Origin of the sequence: Anatilimnocola aggregata (assembly GCF_007747655.1) — a bacterium.
Taxonomy (GTDB): Bacteria; Planctomycetota; Planctomycetia; order Pirellulales; family Pirellulaceae; genus Anatilimnocola; species Anatilimnocola aggregata.
Genome location: NZ_CP036274.1, coordinates 1,391,779 through 1,412,747 on the forward strand (window position 1 = coordinate 1,391,779; position 20,969 = coordinate 1,412,747).

At 59.2% G+C, this 20,969-nt stretch carries 15 protein-coding genes; 11 read left to right on the forward strand and 4 right to left on the reverse strand.

Annotated features, from left to right (window positions below; genetic code table 11):
• Positions 1-545 precede the first annotated feature (545 nt).
• The 7 genes from ETAA8_RS05420 to ETAA8_RS05450 all read left to right on the forward strand — a co-directional run bounded on the left by ETAA8_RS05420 (position 546) and on the right by ETAA8_RS05450 (position 11,050).
• Complete coding sequence (locus ETAA8_RS05420; protein ID WP_145086001.1) at positions 546-3,026, forward strand: type II and III secretion system protein family protein; 2,481 nt, start codon at positions 546-548, stop codon at positions 3,024-3,026.
• A gap of 125 nt (positions 3,027-3,151) precedes the next feature.
• Positions 3,152-3,730: a hypothetical protein gene (locus tag ETAA8_RS05425; protein ID WP_238397603.1), complete on the forward strand. Its 579-nt coding sequence runs from the start codon at positions 3,152-3,154 to the stop codon at positions 3,728-3,730.
• 57 nt (positions 3,731-3,787) lie between these two features.
• Positions 3,788-4,741, forward strand: a complete 954-nt coding sequence (locus tag ETAA8_RS05430; RefSeq protein WP_202921575.1) for a tetratricopeptide repeat protein — start codon at positions 3,788-3,790, stop codon at positions 4,739-4,741.
• A gap of 206 nt (positions 4,742-4,947) precedes the next feature.
• The gene (locus tag ETAA8_RS05435) at positions 4,948-8,880 is read left to right on the forward strand and encodes a LamG domain-containing protein (protein ID WP_145086008.1); all 3,933 of its coding nucleotides are present in this window, start codon (positions 4,948-4,950) and stop codon (positions 8,878-8,880) included.
• A gap of 26 nt (positions 8,881-8,906) precedes the next feature.
• On the forward strand, positions 8,907-9,389 hold the full coding sequence (locus ETAA8_RS05440; RefSeq protein WP_145086012.1) for a thiamine pyrophosphate-binding protein: 483 nt from the start codon (positions 8,907-8,909) through the stop codon (positions 9,387-9,389).
• Complete coding sequence (locus ETAA8_RS05445; protein ID WP_145086015.1) at positions 9,389-9,988, forward strand: thiamine pyrophosphate-dependent enzyme; 600 nt, start codon at positions 9,389-9,391, stop codon at positions 9,986-9,988. Before ETAA8_RS05440 ends, ETAA8_RS05445 begins: the two co-directional genes overlap by 1 nt.
• A gap of 12 nt (positions 9,989-10,000) precedes the next feature.
• Positions 10,001-11,050: a Gfo/Idh/MocA family protein gene (locus tag ETAA8_RS05450; RefSeq protein WP_145086018.1), complete on the forward strand. Its 1,050-nt coding sequence runs from the start codon at positions 10,001-10,003 to the stop codon at positions 11,048-11,050.
• 51 nt (positions 11,051-11,101) lie between these two features.
• Here the strand turns inward: ETAA8_RS05450 and ETAA8_RS05455 are convergent, their stop codons facing one another.
• The 3 genes from ETAA8_RS05455 to ETAA8_RS05465 form a co-directional block, all read right to left on the reverse strand.
• Positions 11,102-11,446, reverse strand: coding sequence for a hypothetical protein (locus tag ETAA8_RS05455; protein ID WP_145086021.1), 345 nt, complete (start codon positions 11,444-11,446; stop codon positions 11,102-11,104).
• 586 nt (positions 11,447-12,032) lie between these two features.
• Positions 12,033-12,299 (reverse strand): hypothetical protein, encoded by a 267-nt coding sequence (locus ETAA8_RS05460; protein ID WP_145086024.1) that lies wholly within the window; start codon positions 12,297-12,299, stop codon positions 12,033-12,035.
• 130 nt (positions 12,300-12,429) lie between these two features.
• Entirely contained in the window at positions 12,430-12,708 is a 279-nt protein-coding gene (locus tag ETAA8_RS05465; RefSeq protein ID WP_145086027.1) for a hypothetical protein, read from the reverse strand.
• Positions 12,709-12,881: 173 nt separating this feature from the next.
• On the opposite strand from ETAA8_RS05465, the gene glmM reads away from it, so the two are divergent.
• Positions 12,882-14,231, forward strand: a complete 1,350-nt coding sequence (glmM, locus tag ETAA8_RS05470) for a phosphoglucosamine mutase (RefSeq protein WP_145086030.1) — start codon at positions 12,882-12,884, stop codon at positions 14,229-14,231.
• Between the two features lie 153 nt (positions 14,232-14,384).
• Here the strand turns inward: glmM and ETAA8_RS05475 are convergent, their stop codons facing one another.
• Positions 14,385-15,356 carry a hydroxypyruvate isomerase family protein gene (locus tag ETAA8_RS05475; RefSeq protein ID WP_238397682.1) on the reverse strand — a complete coding sequence of 324 codons (972 nt, stop codon included), beginning with the start codon at positions 15,354-15,356 and terminating at the stop codon, positions 14,385-14,387.
• Positions 15,357-15,683: 327 nt separating this feature from the next.
• On the opposite strand from ETAA8_RS05475, the gene ETAA8_RS05480 reads away from it, so the two are divergent.
• From ETAA8_RS05480 to ETAA8_RS05490, 3 genes are all read left to right on the forward strand, one after another.
• On the forward strand, positions 15,684-17,444 hold the full coding sequence (locus tag ETAA8_RS05480; RefSeq protein ID WP_202921576.1) for a BamA/OMP85 family outer membrane protein: 1,761 nt from the start codon (positions 15,684-15,686) through the stop codon (positions 17,442-17,444).
• Positions 17,445-17,512: 68 nt separating this feature from the next.
• Positions 17,513-19,102, forward strand: a complete 1,590-nt coding sequence (locus ETAA8_RS05485) for a BamA/OMP85 family outer membrane protein (protein ID WP_145086039.1) — start codon at positions 17,513-17,515, stop codon at positions 19,100-19,102.
• A 204-nt stretch (positions 19,103-19,306) separates the two neighbouring features.
• Positions 19,307-20,932, forward strand: coding sequence for a diguanylate cyclase (locus ETAA8_RS05490; protein WP_145086042.1), 1,626 nt, complete (start codon positions 19,307-19,309; stop codon positions 20,930-20,932).
• Positions 20,933-20,969: the final 37 nt, after the last annotated feature.

Sequence of the window (20,969 nt, forward strand, 5' to 3'; positions counted from 1 at the left end):
TCATTTTTCCCCGCGTTGCCCCGACTGCCTGAGCTTTTGCGAGTATTGGCACGGGGCAGTTTGTGATTGCAGAGGGCAAGTACTATGGACTTGTCAGCAAACAACTTACGGCCGCGCAGCAACACCCCATCTCCGGCTTTCGCTAGCTGCACTCTAGCAAAATTCGCCGTTGCAGCCAGTGAATTGCGAATACCTAACCGGTACCACCAAATTTTTCGGCACAAGCAGAATTACCGGCACAATTTCTCAATTGGATTGGTTGGGGGGTTCGATAGGAATGAGGCAGGGATTGGTCTGCGAGCGGAGGGCGCGGGGAATGCGCCGGAAGTTGGCAGTTCGAATGAGGACAACGAGAGTCGACAGCTGGGCAGGAGCTGGCCGGTGATTGGAAACGGCTGGCGGGTGGGGAGTGAGACTCGCAAGAGCATCGTTCCTGGCAGTGCCCGAGAGCAACCTGCAACGTAGTCAAGGACGACAGCTGAGCGCTGGCCGGGGACCCAAATTTTGGGAGGCACGCCGCTCAGAACATTTAGAGGGGGAAGGCGATGCTTGGATCGTCACGTAAACGTCGTGCGCGGAGCGCTCGTCGGTGGCAACGCTGGCTGGCGGCTTCGCTCTGCACGGCCAGCTTCCTGACCGGACACGTGCTGTTCGGACAGCAGCCGGGCACCTTAGCGCAGCGCAGCACCAAACCGCTGCAGCGTGTGGCCATCGAAGCCGCGCCCAGCGAACTCCCACCAGGCGAGAGCCAACCGGGATTGCCGCCGATTCTCGCCGGCTCGAACGTGCCGCGACCGGTGCGCCCCGCTCAAACGCCCGCGCTGTTGCCGCCGGTACCCCGGCAGACGCCGGCCACGAACACCTTAGCGCCCATCGTGGCAGCACCTGCAACGACGGCAGCGCCCCTCGCGTTTCCCGCCGGTGCGCCCAGTTCGGCCAGTCCTTGGATGCAAGACATCCGCCAACTGGTCGAGACCACGCCCGGCGTGAAGAGGCCAACACCAACGCCGAGCAATGCGGCTGCGACCAGTCCCACAACCAACAACCCAGCGCCGATTCTCTCGGCCAGTGAGTTGCCCCGACCCGGCAGCCAGATCAAGCCGGCCAGTGGCATCGACGGCGCCGAACAAGCGCGGACCGCTCAGTTCGATCGCGCTCCGGTCGAGCCAATCCAGTCCGCTGCTTCGCCCTTCGCACCAGCGCCGCTGCCCCAATCGCAGTTAGCGATTCCGCAGCTGTCGATTCCGCAGCCACCGCCGCTCGAGCCCGTCTCGCGCCAACCGCTGGCACTGCAGCCCGAAGCGCCGATCAACGCAGCGCCTATTCAAAATACCACGGCCAACCTGGCACCGAGCCAGCGCTTCCCGCTGGCTCCGACCAACGACGCGGCCCGGCCCTTCAACCAGCCAACGTTCAACCAACCGGCCGATTCGCAGACCATCGAGTTGCCTGTGCCGCGGGCTCCGCAGCCTGTGAACTTCGCTCAGCCCGCGCCGGTGCCACCCGCACCCCGGCCACTCAACCTGGCCCCGATGGCTGACCCCGTCGCGCCCCAGGAAGATGCGATGCGGCGCGCCAACAGCCCGTTCGAAGTCATTGATGAAACCGGTGCCGTTCAGGTCATGGTCCGCCGCAGCAAACTCCTTCGCACCAAGGTCGACATCTACCGCACGGCAGTCGTCGACGACTCGATCTGCGACATCGTCCAGTTCACACCTCGCGAAGTCTCGCTGATCGGCAAGAGCCAGGGCTCGACCCACATCACCTTCTGGTTCGACGACCCGGCCATGCAGCCCGTGACGTACCTGATTAAGGTCGTGCCCGACGTGGCGCAAGTGAAACAGACCGAAGACACCTACAAGATGCTGCAGGACGTCATCAACGAGATGTTCCCCGACAGCAAGATTCAACTCCTGCTCGTCGCCGACAAGCTGATCATTCGCGGCCAGGCCAAAGACAGCGAAGAGGCGGCTCAAATCGTCGCCCTCGTTCGCAGCCAGTCGAGCGGCGGCGGCAATGGTGCGGGCTTTGGCGGCGGCTTCGGTGGCGGTCTGAGCGAAGGGGCAGCTGCCCAAGTCCTCAGCGATAGTGCTACCGGCAGTTCGCAGCGCTCGCGGTTGCAAGTCATCAACATGCTCCGCGTCCCTGGCGTGCAGCAGGTGGCCCTGCGGGTGAAGATCGCCGAAATGAACCGTTCCGCGGCCCGCGGCATCGGCGTCGGCGTGCGAGGGAACATCAACTTCACCGACAATCCCGATGGGAGCCAACTCTTTCTGCAGTCGATGCTCAACGTCGTCGGCGGAGCGGGACCAGCGCTGCTCACACAACTCGACGGCGACGACATTCAAATCGGCGTTCGCTACCTGCAATCGCGGGGCGTGCTCCGCCTGCTCAGCGAACCAACGCTCGTCACGATGAGTGGTACACCCGCCACCTTCATCGCCGGTGGTGAGTTCGCTGTGCCGACCCTCGTCGGTTCGGCCGGCCTCAACGCGGTGACGACCGACTTCCGCGCCTTCGGTGCGATCATCAGCTTCATGCCGACGGTGGTCGATAAGGACCGCATTCGCTTGCAAGTCTCGCCCGAGTTCAGCCAGATCAACAGCCAGTTGACCGTGAACAACACGCCGGGGCTTAAGGTGCGAGCCGCGACCACGACCGTCGAAATGCGGGAAGGTCAGACGCTGGCCATCGCCGGCTTGCTCGAAGACAACATGACCGGCAACACGGTCGGCGATCTTCCCTTCCTGGCGAAGATCTTCGGCAATCGCGACATCGCCCGCAACGAAACGGAACTGCTGATCCTCGTCACACCCGAACTGGTGCAGGCGATGGAACCCGAAGAAGTGCCGCCACTGCCTGGCTTCGATATCACCGAGCCCACCAGTGCCCAGTTCTTCCTGCATGGCGACCTGGAAGGTAATCCGACCCAGGATTATCGCAGCACCGTCTGGCCACGCCTGAAGAAACGCTACGGTGCCGGCGGACCCGCCATGACCAGCGGACCGTTCGGACATGGGCAATAAGAGACAAGGAGGGGGTGAGTGGGTGACAAGGACACACTTGTCACCTTGTCACCTTGTCACCTTGTCTACAGACCAGCAGCACCACTCAACTCACACGCAACACTCAACCCGCAGAGTGACCCGCCATGAAACACACCATACTCTTCCTGACGATCCTCGGTGCGGCAGCCTTCAGCGGCTGCTGCTGGGACGAATTCGACCGCCAGGCCAGCTCGCATCGCGGCGGGCATTTCGGCAAGGCCTATGGCGCCCCGCCGCATGGACCGGCCTTCGATCGTCCCTTCCCGATTGGGCAGTCCACCGACTCGTTCTGGGAAACCCAGCAGACGAATGCCGAGGCGGCTGACTTCACGTTCTACGATCAGGAGTTCCGCGGTGATACCGCCGAACTCGGCCCCGGCGCGAAGAAGCACCTCGAGAGCGTGGCCCTGCGATTGGAACACGTGCCGTTCCCAATCGTCGTCGAAGAAAGCCGGCACAATGCCCGGCCACAACTCGACGAAGCACGCCGCAGGACCATCGTCATGCACTTGAATCGCATGGGCATCACCAACGCCGACGAACGAGTCGTCGTCGCCAATGCCTTCGCCGAAGGCTTCACCGCCATCGAAGCCGAAGACTCCTACTACAGCGGCATCCTCTCCGGCGGCTTCGGCGGCGGAGCAGGACGACGCTTCGGCGGCACCGGCGGTATGTACAGGTAAGTACGAGCGAGACAGACGCAGTTTTTCGGTTTGCTCAGACCAATGAACGGACTCTCAATGATGCGAAAGCCTTTCAACAATCTGCAGTGGGTTACCATCCTGGCTGGTGTGATCGTCAGCACGGGCTGTGCAAACATGCCGGGCCGGGAATGGTTGAGCAAAAAGACTGGCCTGGGCCTTCCTTCGCCCGATGCCACCGTCGCCAAGAGCGACTCCGGCGCTGCGAGCCAAGAGATTGTGGGCAAAGGTGAAAGTGGTCCGGATGGCGACCTCAGCCAATCGGTGGCCATGGAAATTGCCCGCGGTCGTAACTTCGAGCGCGCTGGCCAATGGGACAAAGCGCGCAAGGTCTATGAGGATCTGCGCAAGAAGGAACCTGAAAGCCCGGCCGTCGCTCACCGCTTGGGGATTGTGGCCGATAGCCAGCGGCGCCATGGCGAAGCCGAACAGCTGTTCCTGTTTGCCGCCCAACGTCAGCCCGACGATGCTCAGATTTTGAATGACCTCGGCTATTGCTACTATTTGCAAGGCCATTTGCAAAAGGCCGAGCCACATTTGCGGCATGCTGTGTCGCTGCAACCAGCGAATGCCCGGTTCCGCAATAACCTCGGCCTCGTGCTCGGCCACCTGGGACGCACCGACGAAGCACTCGCCGAATTCCGGGCTGGTGGCAACGAAGCCGATGCCCAGTTCAATCTGGCCTTCGTCTATGCTTCACAGGAACGCGTCGAAGACTCGAAGGCTTGCTTCCGACAGGCACTGGCGCTCGATCCAACTCATCGCCGAGCCCGCGAAGCTCTGGCGTCGTTTGAAGAATACGAAAGCAAGCCGGCAGCTCTGCGCGAAACCGAAGTGGAACTTGCCGAAAAAGGTGGCCGCTGGGTCCCTTATCAAGAAAACTTAGATGGTGGGGTGCAACAGGCATCGGCCCAGATGCCGCTCCCCACTGCCCGCGATGCCAGCAAGGCTACCCGCGCCTTGCAGCAGCAATCGCGGGGGTTGCAGAACTAAAGAAATATCCAGTAATCGCACATTCGCACTCGTAACAAAACACCAGGCTGCGTGCGTCCTTCGCGGGCGCACTCAGCTTGTTTCATTTCTTGCCGAGGTGAAACACCGGCCTCAAGAAGTTTCGATCTCGCCTTGTTTCTCGCAATCCGCTCCCTCACCATAGAGCGATCTCGCCGATCCTCTCCCGCCTGCTAGTGAGGTGCGTAATGCGTGCCCCCTTCCGCTGTCTCTGGTTGTGCTGCGCACTACTTGGTCACCAATTGGCCGCAGGCGCTGAAACCCGCGTGCCGCTCGTCATCGACGAGCCCTACGCTGGTCGCACCGTATCCTGGCCGATCACCACGGGTGTGCCGTTTCCGCGTGGCCTGTTGAAGGAGGCAGCCCATTGTCGCCTGGTCGATGATCTGAATCGCGAGCAACCACTGCAAGCGAAAGTCGCTGCCACCTGGGACGCCGAGAAGACCAGCATTCGCTGGCTGACGATCGATTTCATCGCCGAGCCGGGCAGGAAGTACAGCCTGGTGGTTGACGAACAGACTAAGAAGACAACGATTAGCGACGACCGCTGGACGCCCGACGAGGCGATCGTGGCGCGGGTGATGGCCGCCGAACATTATTACCTTGACGAACAAGGAACGCGGTTTTCGAGCGCGGCGGATGGCAAGGATCGCGTGATCACGCGCGAAGTGGTCGGCCCGCTGCATCACTCCCTGCGCATCGATGGCTACTACACTGGTCCGCGCGGCGAACGAATCGCGAAGTACCGCACGCGTTACCATTTCTTCAAAGGCATGCCGCTGGTCAAAGTTGACGACGAATTGCACTTCAGCGGTTCGACGAAGGGTAAGCGATTTCGTGACATCGGTTATTCGCTTCCCCTTGAGCAACCTGGGCAGAATCGTCGAGTCACCGTCGACGCCAGTGGAGCTGCCGGCAATCAGTTGAAAACCATCGACTGGCAGCCTGACACGCGGTCCGTTTCTTCCTACCAAAAGATCTATCGTCACTACGGCAATCCGGAATGCCTCGGCGAAGTTGCGGTGTTCAAAGACAAAGCAGCCAGCGAAAAGGAAGTTACGACGGTCGTCTCATCCGAGCATGTGGGCGAATGGATGCAGGTGGCTGACGAGCAGTCGTCCATCACCGGTTCACTACGTTGGTTTTGGCAGCAGTTTCCCAAGGAATGGGAAGCAGCCCGGAACCACCTCACCTTGCACCTCTGGAGCCCGCAGGCGGGTGAACTCGATTTTGATAAGGCAGGCATTGAACAGTTCTTTGGTGAAGCAGGTAAGAACTATCTCCGCGTCGGGCTGGAGACTCGCAAGAATCCACTCGACCGCTATTTCTTTCATGCCGATCAGGCCGCTATCGAACGTGGGGCCGCCGATGGCCTGGGCATTAACAAGCATCACGAGTTCTGGCTGATCTTTGCTCCGTCGAGCGCAGCGGCGAAAGCGCAAGAGTATGCCCACTTAGCTGCGGTTCCGCCGCTGTGCCTTGCGAGTGGCGAGTGGAACATCTCGACGGACGTCTTCGGTCCACTCGCGGCACGGCCCAACGATTCCAAGTACGAGGCGTCGGTCGATAAGCTGTTCGATCTGTCTCGCCAAGTGCAGGATGAATTTGGTGATTATGGCTGGTGGCTCTTCGGCGCCGGACCGCACTACAGCTATCACCTCGACGAGAAAACAGGAAAGCACTACGCCGATGCCCGGCGATTTGAATTTCACACCTATGGCAAAGAAACGCAATTGTGGTGGAACTATCTCCGCAGCGGTGAGCGGAAGTTTCATGACTGGGCGATTCCCGCCGAGAACCACTGGGTTGATATCGCCGTCGCGCACGAGCCCACGACGATTCAATGCGATTGGCTGGGTGGTGAACATCAGCCCAATCGCACGCTCCATTGGCGCCCCGGCGAGTGGAGCATCGACAATCCAACGCATTACGTCCGGACTCATGACCGGGCCGAAGCCTGGCTGCGCGGTGGTGCGCAATACTGGGCCAGCTATCACCGGACGCTCGAGACGACGACCCTTGCGAACTACATTACCGGCGATGAGCGGTACAACGATGTGGTGAATTATTGGCGCGAGTATTGGGGCGGGCTCGCGGGGGTAACGAATCGGTCGAAAGATGTTCCCGCCTGGTATCGCGAGCAAGCCTGGTGGCGCGAACCGAAGGAGGGAGAGCCCGCGAAAACGTGGGCGGAAATGATTCGCGACTATGCGCCGTTCAGTTCAGGCTCGCGGCACCAAATGACTCTCTTCTTCAATCTGGCGACGCTGTACGAACACACGTGGGATCCGCGGGCCAAGCAAGCGCTCGCAGAATATGCCGCAGCGTTTCTCGATTCGGCACATCCGATCGGCGTTTGGCGTTCGCAAGACAATTCCCTGCCCGCGCATGCCGACGCACCGTTGATGGGGCACTTCTGGGTGCCCGCGTTGTGGAAGTATGCCCGCGTGACAAACGACCCGCGCATGAAGGATATCTTCGCGCGCTATTTTGCTGCCGGTTATGCAGCGGACCCGTTTCGGGAGGACGAGAAGGTTGGCGTCTATTCCAATTCGTATGTGGGCTATGCGTACTACTTCACGCGCGATGCCCGCTTTCTCGCGCTGGCCGAGAACGAACTGAATCAACTCTTGCCGAATGCAGCGCCGCTCGCGAACCCACAAGAGATCAATTCGCGACTCTACAACCCCTATGCGCCGGCACGCACCTTCGCTGGTGTGCCGCGGTTGATTTGGGCTCTGCAAACGGCCGCGAAGAACGGCGTGCCTGTTCCGCACCAGCCTTATCGTCCCCAGCGAACGGCCATCGTGCTGCAGAAGGCGGCGAACGAAGCACTCACCGCCACGCTGTGGGGCTTTGAGCCGGAGCTGAAGATTATTGATCCAACCGGGGCCGAGCAAAAGAACTTCCGTGTAACGACAAAGAAGTACGCTTCTGAGATTCAGCCTTTCGATCGCAAGCTGCCGGATTACGACGTGTTCCTGCATGAATTGGTGATCGACGCACAGGCTGCTGCCGGTTCGTACTTGCTCGCGCCGCAAGTGGAACTCGCGGTACTCCAAACGAACAGTAGTGAGATCCCGCTGTGGAATGCGGCTCGGCCAGTTGAGGTGAAACTGGGCGAAACGGTCTGGGTTCAACCACCGCGCGAGTCAGCAGCGCTCTCAATTCAATCGGCTGTCCCGGCAATGTGGCGAGTAAGAACTCGCACTGGTGAGCTTGTCAGCGGGAAAGTTACCGGCGATCGCGTCGAGTTTGCTGCGGCCGCGCAGCAGGACCAACCGTTGCAGATCGATATTGTTCCCGGTGGACGCAACAGAACCGGTTGGTTCCAAATCGTGAATCGTGAGCCCGTCGATTGCTGGGTGCAACCTGGCGGTGAAGCAGATTCGCTGTTGAATCGCTCGGTGAACGTCACGCCAAAGACATTGGCCGCCACACTCACCCCCGCGATCGCTATTGATCCGCAGCAGACGTTTGTCGCAGGGAGGTTTGGCCGCGGAGTACAAATCGCCCCCGGCAATCCGCTCCACATTCCCGATCATCTGGTGAAGGGAGATCAGAAGGAACCGCTCTGCAGCGAACAGCAGGGGACGATTGAGTTTTGGGTCAAGCGGCAATGGGACGATCGCCTGTCGCCCATCAAGCAGCCCGCGATTCTCGCCAATGGTTTGCGCACGGTTCCCGGCCATGCCGATTTGCCGCTCAACGAATGGGCGCACATCGCGCTGGTTTGGGCTCCATACGAGGATCAAGGCACAATCTCGTACGTCTACGTGAATGGTCGCGATCCAGCCGTCTATCGCAGCTTGAATTGGGCCGGCTATAGTTCGGCGCGGCCTTCCACAGGTGTAAAGGGAGCCAAGTGGCTTGAAGAGTTGGTCGCCAAGGCAGTTCCCGGGGCTGCCTATGCAATCGACGAACTGCGAATTTCCAGAACGCCCCGCTATGCCGATTTAAAGATTGCCTACGGCCCGCAGCAGACGTTCAATCCCGTTCGCTTCGAGCCCCCCAGCAAGCCCTTTGCCGCCGATGACGACACCACATTGCTGCTGCACTTCGATGACGACCTGCGCGCCGCAGTGCCGAAAGAATTGCCGGCCGCGAAGTTTGATAAGTAACAAATCCTTTGCAGGGTCAACCACTGATGTTCACCGGACCTGAATTCGCGGCGACGCTGTCTGAGCTGCGCTTCACCCATGTCGTGTGGGTGCCCGATACCACGATCGGCCCTTGGGAAGAAGCCATTGAAGCCACCGATGGCTTGCAATTGATTCGCGTCTGTCGCGAGGGTGAAGCCTGGCCACTGGCAGCCGGTTTGCACCTGGGTGGCAAGCAGCCGCTGGTAGTGATGCAGACAACGGGGCTGTATGAATCGGGCGATGCGCTGCGGAATGTGATTTACGACTTGCACCTGCCGCTGTTCGCGCTGATTGGCGTGCGGAATTGGCTCGTGGCCGATTCGAAGGATTCCGCCCGCCGCTTCGCCGAGCCGCTGGTACATGCCTGGCAGCTGAACGCAGTCTGGCTCAACACGCCGGAGGATAAACCAAAGTTTTACGCGCACGTGCGAGCCTGTCGCGAACAACAAATTGCCGGCGTCGCCATGCTGGCGGAGGGAGCACCGTAATGAAGAGCCAAGCGAAACAGCGGACCGAAATGCCCGTCCTCGATGCGCTGCAAGTGCTCATCGACCATTGCACAGATTGGATCGTGGTCACCAATCAGAGTTCATCGCGCAGCTGGCCCAAGTTGGTCCGCCGGCCACTCGATTTGCACTACAACCCATCGACCATGGGTGGAGCTGTTTCGCTCGCGCTGGGCTTAGCGATCGCGCAGCCCCAGCGACGCGTGCTCTGCGTTTCGGGCGATGGGGCCCTGCTGATGAACTTGGGTTCACTGGTCACCGTCGTCACTTGCGCGCCGGAGAATCTGGTCGTGTGTGTGCTCGACAACGAGATGTATGAAGTGACCGGCGGACAGCAGTTGCCTGCACCGCGAAAGAAGCCGCTCGATTACTCAGCACTCGCGAAGGGGGTCGGATTCGAATTCCCGATGGAATTCAATGATCTGGCCGACTGGCAAAAAATGTCCAAGCACTTCCTCTCGCACGCCGGGCCCACATTCCTGACGCTAACCGTCGGGCCCACACCAATCGAGTATCTCAAATCTCCGACGCCGCCAATGAGTGAAATGTTGCCGCAATTCCGCGCAGCCCTCGAAACATAGAAGCTTAAGACCATGACTGATCAGGATCGCGTGCGCATCAGCTTTATTGGCGCCGGCGGCATCTGCGAGCAGCGGCACTTGCCGAACCTGCAGCAGATTCCGGGCATCGAGCTTGTGGCGGTCTGCAACCGCTCGCGCGAGAGTGGCCAGCGAGCGCAGCAAAAGTGGGGCTTTGCCCGCGTCGAAACCGAGTGGCAAAAAGGGATCGACGATCCAGCTGTCGATGCCATCTTCGTCGGCACCTGGCCTTACCTGCATCGCGAGTTGTCGATTGCGGCGCTCAATGCCGGCAAGCATGTGTTCTGTCAGGCCCGCCTCTCGATGGACTGGGCCGAAGCCCGGCAAATGGTCGCTGCTGCCCAGGCTCAACCGCAATTGGTGAATATGGTCTGCCCTTCGCCATTCCGCGTGCGCTGGGAACGAACAATCAAACAACTCTTGGCCAGCGGTCGTCTAGGGGAGTTGCAGACGGTGAGCGTGGAATCGACAAGTTTTGCCAACGGCAATCCCAACCAGGTCAGTTGGCGGGAAGAGCGGGAACTGAGCGGGTTGAATATCATGCAGGTCGGCATCTTTGCCGAAACGATTCAGGCCTGGTGCGGCGAGTATCAATCGCTGGCAGCCACAACCGCGATTCCGCTCCGCGAAAAAACAACTGCAGCGGGCGAGAAACAGTTGATTCAGATTCCGCAAATCGTGTCGCTTAGCGGCATGCTCTCGAGCGGCGCAATATGCCGCGAATATCACAGCGGGTTAGCCATTGGCAGCGAACGCTCCGAGATCACGCTGTTCGGCTCGCGCGGCACTTGTGTGGCGAACCTGCGCGAAGGACGGATCACGCTCGCGAGTGGCACTTCGCCCCACGATCAAACGCTGCTCGACGAAACAGGGGATCCGTGGCGAGTTGAGCAGGAGTTCATCGACGCCGTGCGGGCTGCCCGGCGCGGCGAAGCATGGCAGGTGAGTCCCGACTTCGCCGCTGGAAGTCGCTACATGCTCAAGATGCAAGCGCTGCACGATTCGGCCACTCAACTTCGCACCGTGAAGTTGAGTGAGTATTGAATGGCGACTAACCCTTGCTCATGCGTCGGGCTAAGTTGAGATCGGCCAACCCTATTTCATTGGCAGCGAGCTTTTGGGCTCATAGGCCTGGCAACCGAAGTCGCGGCCGATGTTGAGAAACTTCTGGCGATCGTCTTCGCCGATGTGGGGCCCTTCGATGCGGAAGAATTGCCAGGTCCAGGAAACTTCGAAATCGCCCGCCTGACCGCGGCCGACGAGCACGCCCGGCTTCTCATCGACACCGGTGAATTCCGCTTTGATCCGGTCGATCACCTCTTTCACGGGCAGGTCGACCAGGCCGTCGACATCTTCGCCAAAGCTGAGTTCCTGACTGATCGACTCCGCGGGCTGGGTAACTTGGGATTGCTGCCGCCAAAACATGAGAACCTGACGCATAACTGCTCCTGACCGACTTCCGTTGCTGAGATCTGCCCATTTGCGCGCCGAGCCCGCCATTCCTGCCCGGCAGGTGGATTCTATACTACCGGCCCGTTTTGCAATATGGATTGCGATAAGGGAAATGGCAGCACGTTGCGTACCAGATAAAAGTTCCAAAGAGCCTTCGTTCCGTGACCAGACGTGTCACGCCTACGGCGTCTAATAGCAACGGCCCGATCTTTCACAATTTGGTAGTACGTGCATGACAATTATGAATTTTTATTGAATTACATTCGCAGTCATTTATCCATTTAGCTGACGTTATTGATGGCACACATTTTTACCTGGCAGGTCGTTGAATAGTGGAATTTTATGGCACCGGATAATGGAAATTGAATCTGGAAATTTCCGCTATTTCAAACCTGGTGGCTGGGCGTAAGTCCCTGCCGACAGGAGGCTTGTAGTTAGCTGGCACCGCGCTCGCAACTTGTGGAATCTGGAAATTTCTCTGTTAACCGAGCCGCTGGCGGCCGTTGAACTGCTAATCCAATCGTTTCGCAGTTCACCCGCGCAAGCGCGTGGGTTAACCAGATACGGAGTCTGTTCAGGGCTGGGGAGGCTCTGCGGGCAGAAATACGAGAAAGGTACCTAGGATCATAAAAATGCCGGCCACCATTAGCAAAATCAAAACAGTGCCCGGGCTTTGGCCCGCGACGAAGGTTCCACAAGTTGCCCGCAGGGCAATCACCAGCGACAGCGGCGTGAACAGCAGCAGCCAGGCAAAGACGCAGCCCATGCGCAGGGCCTTAAGCTTGCCAGGGGATGGCTGGGGATTATTGAGCGTCGGCGGCTGTCGTGGTTGGTCGGTCATAGAAATGACTTACCGGCGGCATTGTTCAACAAGTAGGAAGTTTTTGTGGCTCGCCCAGGCAACGCAAGATGTTGAACAGGAATAAGTTCTGACCGCGGCACGCAAAAGGGGGGTGTTCAACTATCAATCTTCAAGGCTTCGTGGGTTCCTCTGGCAGAAACACGAGAATGGTACCTAAAAACATGAATAAGGCAGCAATCACGACCAGAATCACGATGCCGCTTTCGCCAATGCTGGCCGGACGGCTGCCAATGTTCGGGCCACAGATGGCCACGAGGGCCAGCCAAACGGCGGGGGGCGAGAGGAGCAATAGCCAAGCAAAGACGCAGCCAATGCGGAGCGCCTTAAGTTGGGCGGGAGTCAGCTTGGGCTCTTCTTTGCCCGGTGGTCGAGGCGAGTTCTCGGACATCGGTGATGGTCCTTCCGGCGTGGCAGATTCCGGCTGCGGAGAAAGCACCTGGGCGACATCTTACTCAACGCTGGTTGAGAAAGCAGTAGTTTCAAGCGTACTGGTTGACGATTGCCGGCTATTGTCCAATTGGGGCAATTGTGGAGCAGTGAACTTTGCGAAGGAGCGATTTTGTGGCTGAGCCGATCATTAGTGTTTCGGGCCTGCGCGGGGTGATTGGCGAAACGTTGACGCCCGACCTGGCGGTTCGGTATGTCGCGGCGTTTGCGGCCACCTTGCCGCCGGGACCGGTCGTGGTGAGTCGCGATGGCCGCACGACGGGCAGCATGTTGTCGTCGGCAGTTCACTCGGCGCTAGCTGCCAGTGGCAAAGACGTGTGGGATGCCGGAGTGGCTGCCACCCCGACGCTTGGCGTGCTGGTGAGGCACTATCAGGCGGTGGGCGGCGTGCAGATTTCGGCCAGTCATAATCCGCTGCCATACAACGGGCTGAAACTGTTCAATCAGCAAGGGCGAGTGATTCCGGCCGTTGCTGGTCGGCTGGTCCTCGACCGCTATCGGCAAGGGCACTTCGCCTGGGCCACACACGACAAAGTCGGTTCAATTCGCCCACTGCCCGATACGACTAGCCCGCACTTGAAACTGCTGCTGGCCACCGTCGATGAAGGGGCCATTCGCGCCCGCGGTTGCAAGGTGCTGCTCGATAGTAACGCTGGTGCTGGGAGCGTGCTGGGGCGTTCGCTGTTGCAACGACTCGGTTGCCAGGTAACGATTCTTGGCGGCGAACCAACGGGCCGATTCATTCACGCCCCCGAGCCGACGCTTGACAACTTGCAGAACGTGCAGCAGCAGGTTGTTTCGGCTGGCGCGGACATTGGCTTTTGTCAGGATCCCGATGCCGATCGTCTGGCCATCATCGACGAAACGGGTCGCTACATTGGCGAAGAACTCACGCTAGCGCTCTGTCTCGATCATGTGCTGCGGCATCAACAAGGCCCCGTGGTGACGAACTGCGCGACCAGTCGCATGTCTCAAGATTTGGCCGAGAAGTATGGCGCTTCGTTTTCGCGCTCGGCCGTGGGCGAGGCAAACGTCGTCGACGAAATGCTGCGCACCGAGGCGGGCTTTGGCGGTGAAGGAAACGGCGGGCCGATCGATCCGCGCGTCGGTTACGTGCGCGATAGTTTCGTCGGCATGGCGCTCATCCTCGCCGCGCTTGCCGAGCGCAACTGCACGACGAGCGAACTGGTGGCCGAGTTGCCGCACTACGAAATTCACAAGACCACGACCCCACTGAGCAGCGATAAGTTGCCGGCAGCCTTCGTGGCACTGGAAAAGCATTTTGCCGAAGCCCAGGCCGACAAGCTCGATGGGTTGCGGCTCGATTGGCCGGATCGCTGGTTGATCGTCCGCGGCAGTAACACCGAGCCGCTGGTACGCATCATCGCCGAAGCTCCACAGGCGGCCGCAGCTGCCAAACTGTGCGCCGAGGCAAGTCGCGTGTTGCAAGATCTGCCTGCGTGAATAATCGTGCTTCAGTCAACTTACTTAGACCGACGCGTCAGCGAGAAAGAAGTGAAATCCGACATAGAACTAGCAAGAACGCGGAGCGAGAGAATTCCCTCGCTCACGCGTCGGGCTATGTAGAAACATGCAGAAGCAAAATGCAGATACGAATCACACGTCGCACAGTTTGACGGCGGCGGTTAGCCCGGCGAGGGGATCGCGGGTGGGAATGAACTCCTGACCGACGTAGCCTTGATAGCCGACCTCCACGAGCTTGCGCATGATCGGCGGATAGTTGATCTCTTGGTTGTCGTCGAGCTCGCCGCGACCTGGATTGCCCGCGGTGTGGACATGGCCGATGACGTCCTTCAATTGCTCGATGCGGCGGATCACGTCGCCATTCATGATCTGCACATGGTAGATATCGAACAGTAGCTTCATCCGCTCGGAACCGACGCGGCGAATGATCTCGGCGCAATAGTCGACGTCGTCCCCTTGATAGCCGGGATGCCCCTTCATCGGGTGCGAGCCATCGCGACTGTTCAGGTGTTCGAGGCAAATGGTGACCTTCTTTTTCTCTGCGTGGCCGATGATCTTCTTCAGCCCTTTCACGCAGTTGTCGGCACCTTCTTCGGCACTGATCTCGCCGCTGTTCGGATCTTCCGCAGTGCGGAACTTGAAGCCGGTGAAGGCAATGACGGAGGGAAAGCCGAACTCAGCGCACTTGTCGATGACCGCCGTGGTCGCGGCAATTACTTCGTCGTGATACTTGGGATTGTTGAAGCCGCGGATGAACGGAGCGCCGGGCATGCCGTTCGGCGCGATGGCACAAGTCAGTTCGTGCTTCTTGAGCGTTGGCCAATGTTCGGGTTCGCACAGCTCGACCGACTTGCAACCCAGCGCTTTGGCGTGTCGAGCGGTGGTATCGATATCCCACTTATCGCCGGCCACGTTGAAGCACCAGAAGACAACCGACTGCTTGATGTTTCCCTTGACGGACGACTTGCCGGTTTTGGCCTGGTCGGCTGCGAGCGCGGCATTGGAGTTCATCGTCAGACTGCTGGCCGCTCCGGCAAGTGCTGCGGACCCGAGCCATTGCCGACGAGAAAGATGATTTGCCGAGTTGGGTTGTTGCCTGGTCAAGAGTTGCTCCACGAGAAGAGAAAGAACACTGGTTGGGAAACAGCCTATGCCAGCAGTCGCGCGAAACAAGAGGGGAGGCGGGCGAGGTTGCTCTCCGATCGGGACTTTCGCGACTTTTCTCACACCAAAGCTGACTTGCGACGTTTGGGCGAATTCAGTACAGAGAGCCCGCGTTTGTCCGGATCGGGACCGGGGTGTGCCTGCGCACAGAGCAGGTCGACTGGACAGGTTGGTCCTCTTGGCAAATGCCAGCAGCGAATTGCAGCCCCAAGGCTGCCTCGCCGGCTGAGGCTTTTCACGCTTGTCTCCTGCACCGGAATGAAACTTATGCTCGAACAGCCAGTGCCAGCGAAGTCCGTGCAAACCAAGCGCAGTTGGGTTGGCTGTTGGTTGAGTTGCGGCTTGCTACTCGCTAGCACACCGCTGGCCGCGCAAGGTCCGGCGATGAATGCCCCCGGAAACTATCAACAGCCCGGCTATGCTCCTCCGCAGCCACCAGCCGGATATGCGCCGCCAGCTTTGCCAAACGGAGCCTTGCCGCCACCGGCAAACCCACAGCAAATCAATCTGGCTCTCAACCCGCAAGGTGCTCCGGAACAACTTCCGGGTGTCGTCGCGCAGCCGCAGCAGCTGGTGGTCGACGTGCAGATACTCGGTATCGCTCAGACCAAAGAGCACACTGTGCAGAAGTATCTGCATACGCGCAGAGATCGCGAGTTCGATCCGGAACTGGTGCAAAGCGACGTGCGCCGCCTGGTGACTTCGGGGCTGTTTCGCGACGTGCGCACCTACACCCGGCAAGTTCCTGCCGGTGTTATCGTGATTTACGAAATCTTCGAACGACCACGAATTAAGTACATCAAACACATCGGCAACCGCGGCGTCGGCGAGAAGAAACTGCTGAAGGAACACGGCCTGAAAGTGGGCGACGCGCTCAATTCGTACAGTGCCGAAGAAGGCCGCCGGAAGATCGAAGAATACTATCACAAGCAGGGGCATCCCAAGGCTCAGGTGACCGTGATGGAAGGTGACAAGGCCACGGATCAAGGGCTGGTCTACTTCATCAACGAAGGAAACTTGGAACGCATTTCACAGGTAGTGTTTCGAGGTAATACGATCGCCAGCGATGCGCGACTGAAGACGCAGATCGAATCGAAACCCGGGTTTATGTGGTACTTCTTCGGCGGCAAGATCGATCGGCAAAAGCTTGACTCCGACAGCGAGAAGATCACGTCGTACTATCGCCGGCTAGGCTACTTTCGCGCTCGTGTCGGCCGCGAGCTCGAACTCGACGAGTCGGGGAGTTGGGTGACACTGCGATTTGTGATCGATGAAGGCCCGCGCTACACGGTGCGGAGCGTGAAGATCGAAGGAACGCAGAAATTCCCCGAGCAACCGCTGCTAGGCTTTATGGAAATCAAGCAGGGCGAGTATTTTCATCAAGACAAGATGAACCGCGACGTGAACACGATCGTGGATCTCTACGGCAGCAAAGGCTATGTCTTTGCGGATGTGCAGGCCGACCCACGTTTTCTGGAAGAGCCCGGTCAGTTGGACCTGGTTTATCGCGTGCAAGAAGGTGAAGTGTTTTACATCGGCGACATCAACGTTCACGTGGGGGGTGAGTATCCTCACACTCGGGATACGGTGGTTCTGAACCGCGCGGGCATTCGCCCGGGCGATCTCGCCGACATGCGCGAGATTCGCAACTGGGAACGACGTTTGAAGTCGTCGCAATTGTTCGAAACAAATCCCCAGGAAGGTGAAGCACCCAAAGTCGTCCTTGGCACGCCTTCGATTGGCAATGTCAATACGATCGCCCGTGGCAGTGGTTCGCAGCCGACGATTCGTGGCCAATCGCCAGAAGCAGGTGCAGCGAACTACGGAGTTCGCCCGGCGTCCTATCAGGCAGAATCCGTGCGAAATGTGGTGCCCAATCCCAATGCGCCTCAGCTGCCGACGATGCGTGGTCAGCAAGGCCCTTATTCGCCGCAACTACCCGCACACTTGGATCACCAGCAGCAGTACTCGGCACCGCCAGCCAGCGTACCGCAAAACTTGTCGAATCCAGCACCGAATTGGCGCTGACGTGAATTGAAGAATCCCGTAGAGTTCGCGCCGATTCGCCAGAACGACATCTGAGGAAAGCCCCGCTGATGACCCTTTCGCCACAACGCCGAATGCTTTGGACCCGCCCGGTTCGAGCGCTTGCGCTGGTTTGCGGTTGGGTCGCCTGTCTCGCCGGACTTTCGAACTCGGCCAGCGGTCAATATCAGGACTATCCGCCCGCTCAGCCTTACGGCAACGCGAATCCTTACCTGGCTGCACCAAGTGCTCCTCAGCCTGGCTACTCTCCCCAGGCAGCTCCGCCGGGCTATGCCCCGCCCGCTTACGGTCAACCAAGCTACCCTCAGCCGAATTACGGCCAGCCGACTTATGGTCAGCCGACTGTGGCATCCGCGCCAACGGGCGGGTTCGCTTCGCCGAACCCTTACTTGCAACCGAACGGCCCGACCACCGCTTATCAACCAGGGGCGTCTGGCTTTGGTCCTCCGCCAATGGCTCCGGGGGTTGGCCCTTCGGGACAGCCGATCTTTAACCCCAGCAATACTCCCTCCAATTTGCCATCGGTCATGCCGACTGCGCCGGAGTATTTGCAGCCGCCGCCAAACACGACTCCCCTCGATGTCTTTGTCGAAGAGACTCGCACAGGTCGCTTTATGTTTGGTGTCGCCGTGAATAGCGATGCTGGTGTGACGGGCCAAATCACGATCGACGAACGCAATTTCGACTATTCCCGCACGCCCGATAGCTGGGATGACTTCGCCAACGGCACAGCCTGGCGCGGTGCAGGCCAAGGGTTCCGGCTCGAAGCGCAGCCTGGTAGCCAGGTGCAACGCTACCTGGTGAGCTTCACTGAACCGTACTTCATGAACAGCAACGTCAGCTTTAGCGCTAGTGCGTTCTACTTCGACCGTGGGTACTACGACTATTCAGAATCTCGCTACGGCGGCCGCCTGGCATGGGGCTATCGTTTGACACCCGACATGTCGATCACTGGTGCTCTGCGGGCCGAGAATATCAACATTTTCAATCCCCGCGTAAACACGGTCCCCGAGCTGAACGCAGCGCTCGGCACCAGCGACCTCTTTAGCGGCAAAGTCTCGCTGACACACGATACTCGCGACTTGCCTTTCATGCCGACCGAAGGTCACATGATTGAAATGTCGTTCGAGCAGGCTTTCGGCTCTTACGATTTCCCGAAGGGCGAAGTGAACTGGTATCAATACTTCATGCTGCACGAACGGCCTGACGGCTCCGGCCGTCATACGATTGCCGTCAGCAGCCGAGTTGGCTTTTCTGGTTCGCAGACGCCCATTTTCGAGAACTACTTTGCGGGCGGTTTCTCTACGATGCGTGGTTTTGCCTTCCGCGGTGCTTCGCCCATCGAGAACGGTGTGCGGGTGGGTGGTGAATTCCAATTCCTCAACAGCGTCGAATACTTCTTCCCGCTGACTGCCGACGACATGGTGAAGGGAACCGTGTTCGTGGACTTCGGTACTGTCGAGCGAGATATTGCCGTACGTCCAGACAACTTCCGCGTCGCGCCGGGTTTCGGCCTGCGAATCAACGTCCCGGCGCTTGGTCCTGCACCACTGGCCCTCGACTTCGCCTTCCCTGTAGCGTCGGCAACGGGCGACGAAGAGCAACTCTTCAGCTTCTTCTTTGGCTTGTCGCGCCAATAGTCAAGCCGGTGAGCAATGCGGTTCGGTTAGCACGAACCGCCACAATCGGTACAGGTCTTATTGGCGGCTTCTTCGCGCTAACTACCCCGTGCGTGACTCCGCCAAAGTCAAGTTTTTTTCTGCGAAACTGACTTAGCCGAGACGTATAGTTTCGCGGCACGACATTTCGCCCTCCTAAGCTGCCTGACGTGTAGCGAGCCCGCGATGACACCCGGTGTGACTTCGATTCTGCTGGTCGACGATGATCCCGCTATCTTGCGGCTGCTCGCTCGTTGGCTGGAGCAGGCTGGATATCGTGTAACCACTGCGCGCGATGGCTATGAAGCCAAACAGGCGATTGAGCGCGAGTGTCCGCATGTCGTCGTGACCGACTGGGAGATGCCGCATGTCGACGGCCTGGAACTTTGCCGCTGGGTCCGCGGCCAGAACCTGCCTCACTATGTCTACTTGCTGTTTCTCACGGTCCGCGCTGGGCTGAGCGATCTCGTTCGGGGACTGGAATCTGGTGCCGACGACTTCTTGAAGAAGCCGATCGATAAAGACGAACTACTGGCCCGCCTCCGTTCGGCCAAACGAGTGCTCGACCTCGAAGAGCGACTGGGCGTGCTCGCTCGCTGCGATGCGCTCACGGGATTAGCTTCGCGGCGGACCTTCTTCGAGTTCTTGAATCGCGAATGGAGTCGTTCACAGCGTTATCGGTTTCCGCTTTCGTGCGTGATGGTCGATATCGACTATTTCAAACGAATCAATGACACCCACGGCCACGCGGCCGGCGATGAAGTTATTCGTCGCGTGGCTGACTGTTTGTCCGCCGGTTGTCGCACTAGCGATATTGTCAGCCGTCATGGCGGCGAAGAGTTTTGCTTGCTGTTACCCGAAACGATTGAGCACAATGCCGCCACTTGGGCCGATCGCATGCGACAGAAGTTAGCGGCGCTCAGGATCGAATTCGGCGGCAAGACGTTACAGATTACTGCCAGCCTCGGTGTTGCCCAACGCATGAGCGATACGGCGACCAGCGAGCAACTTGTCGATATGGCAGACCAGGCCCTCATCGTTGCCAAGCGAACTGGCCGCGATCGAGTCGCGACGTTTGCCTCCCTTTCGCAAGCGACGCCACTGCCGGCGAGCAGTTCCAGTCCAGCGGTGTTGCTGCAGAATGTGGCTGCCCGGCAAGTGATGACCACGCTTGTCGCTGGACTCGATCAAAACGACACCGTCGATGTGGCGTCGCGCTACTTCCTCCGCTTTCGCATCGCCATTGCCGCTGTCATTGATGAAGAAGGCAAGCTCGTCGGGGTGCTGTCCGAAAAGGATGTGATGGCCGCGATGCTGCAGCCCGAGTGGTGGAAAATGCGCATTCAGGATGTCATGCGAGCAAACGTTGTTTGTTACGAAGAAGAAACGCCCGCTCTGACCATCTACGAGTTTCTCTGCCGCGTTACATTGCGGGCCGCCGTCATCGTGAATCAAGGCCGACCGACAGGATTGATTACCCGTGGCAGCCTGCTCCGGTACTTCACCAATGCTCTCAGCGTCGGCGGACATCTGGCGGGTGAGAGTCCGCTGCTGGAGCAACTCGAGGCCTCTTCGTCCGGCGAGCGAACTTCGGCCGAAGATGTTCGCCGGCGAATCTTGCAAACGGTGCGAGCTGTGAACGACGAAGCACTCGACCTGCGCGAGCGGTTGGATGTGGCCTCGCAAGATCTCGTACCCTGCCTGGTAGGTGGTGCCTCTCGCATTCAAGAGTTGGCGAACGATCTGCTTGCCTGCTCACGTTTTGCTGGCGAGCGCGCGGAACCGCAGGAACACGGCATGCTGCTGGGCTGAGTACAATACGGGCGACTGAAAAACTCTGTCCATTCGC

Excerpts from the sequence above, each read along its gene's own strand:
- ETAA8_RS05420 (WP_145086001.1), top strand. The coding sequence starts at position 546 with ATGCTTGGATCGTCACGTAAACGTCGTGCGCGGAGCGCTCGTCGGTGG.
- ETAA8_RS05425 (WP_238397603.1), top strand. The coding sequence starts at position 3,152 with ATGAAACACACCATACTCTTCCTGACGATCCTCGGTGCGGCAGCCTTC.
- ETAA8_RS05430 (WP_202921575.1), top strand. The coding sequence starts at position 3,788 with ATGATGCGAAAGCCTTTCAACAATCTGCAGTGGGTTACCATCCTGGCT.
- ETAA8_RS05435 (WP_145086008.1), top strand. The coding sequence starts at position 4,948 with ATGCGTGCCCCCTTCCGCTGTCTCTGGTTGTGCTGCGCACTACTTGGT.
- ETAA8_RS05440 (WP_145086012.1), top strand. The coding sequence starts at position 8,907 with ATGTTCACCGGACCTGAATTCGCGGCGACGCTGTCTGAGCTGCGCTTC.
- ETAA8_RS05445 (WP_145086015.1), top strand. The coding sequence starts at position 9,389 with ATGAAGAGCCAAGCGAAACAGCGGACCGAAATGCCCGTCCTCGATGCG.
- ETAA8_RS05450 (WP_145086018.1), top strand. The coding sequence starts at position 10,001 with ATGACTGATCAGGATCGCGTGCGCATCAGCTTTATTGGCGCCGGCGGC.
- ETAA8_RS05455 (WP_145086021.1), bottom strand. The coding sequence starts at position 11,446 with ATGCGTCAGGTTCTCATGTTTTGGCGGCAGCAATCCCAAGTTACCCAG.
- ETAA8_RS05460 (WP_145086024.1), bottom strand. The coding sequence starts at position 12,299 with ATGACCGACCAACCACGACAGCCGCCGACGCTCAATAATCCCCAGCCA.
- ETAA8_RS05465 (WP_145086027.1), bottom strand. The coding sequence starts at position 12,708 with ATGTCCGAGAACTCGCCTCGACCACCGGGCAAAGAAGAGCCCAAGCTG.
- ETAA8_RS05480 (WP_202921576.1), top strand. The coding sequence starts at position 15,684 with ATGCTCGAACAGCCAGTGCCAGCGAAGTCCGTGCAAACCAAGCGCAGT.
- ETAA8_RS05485 (WP_145086039.1), top strand. The coding sequence starts at position 17,513 with ATGACCCTTTCGCCACAACGCCGAATGCTTTGGACCCGCCCGGTTCGA.
- ETAA8_RS05490 (WP_145086042.1), top strand. The coding sequence starts at position 19,307 with ATGACACCCGGTGTGACTTCGATTCTGCTGGTCGACGATGATCCCGCT.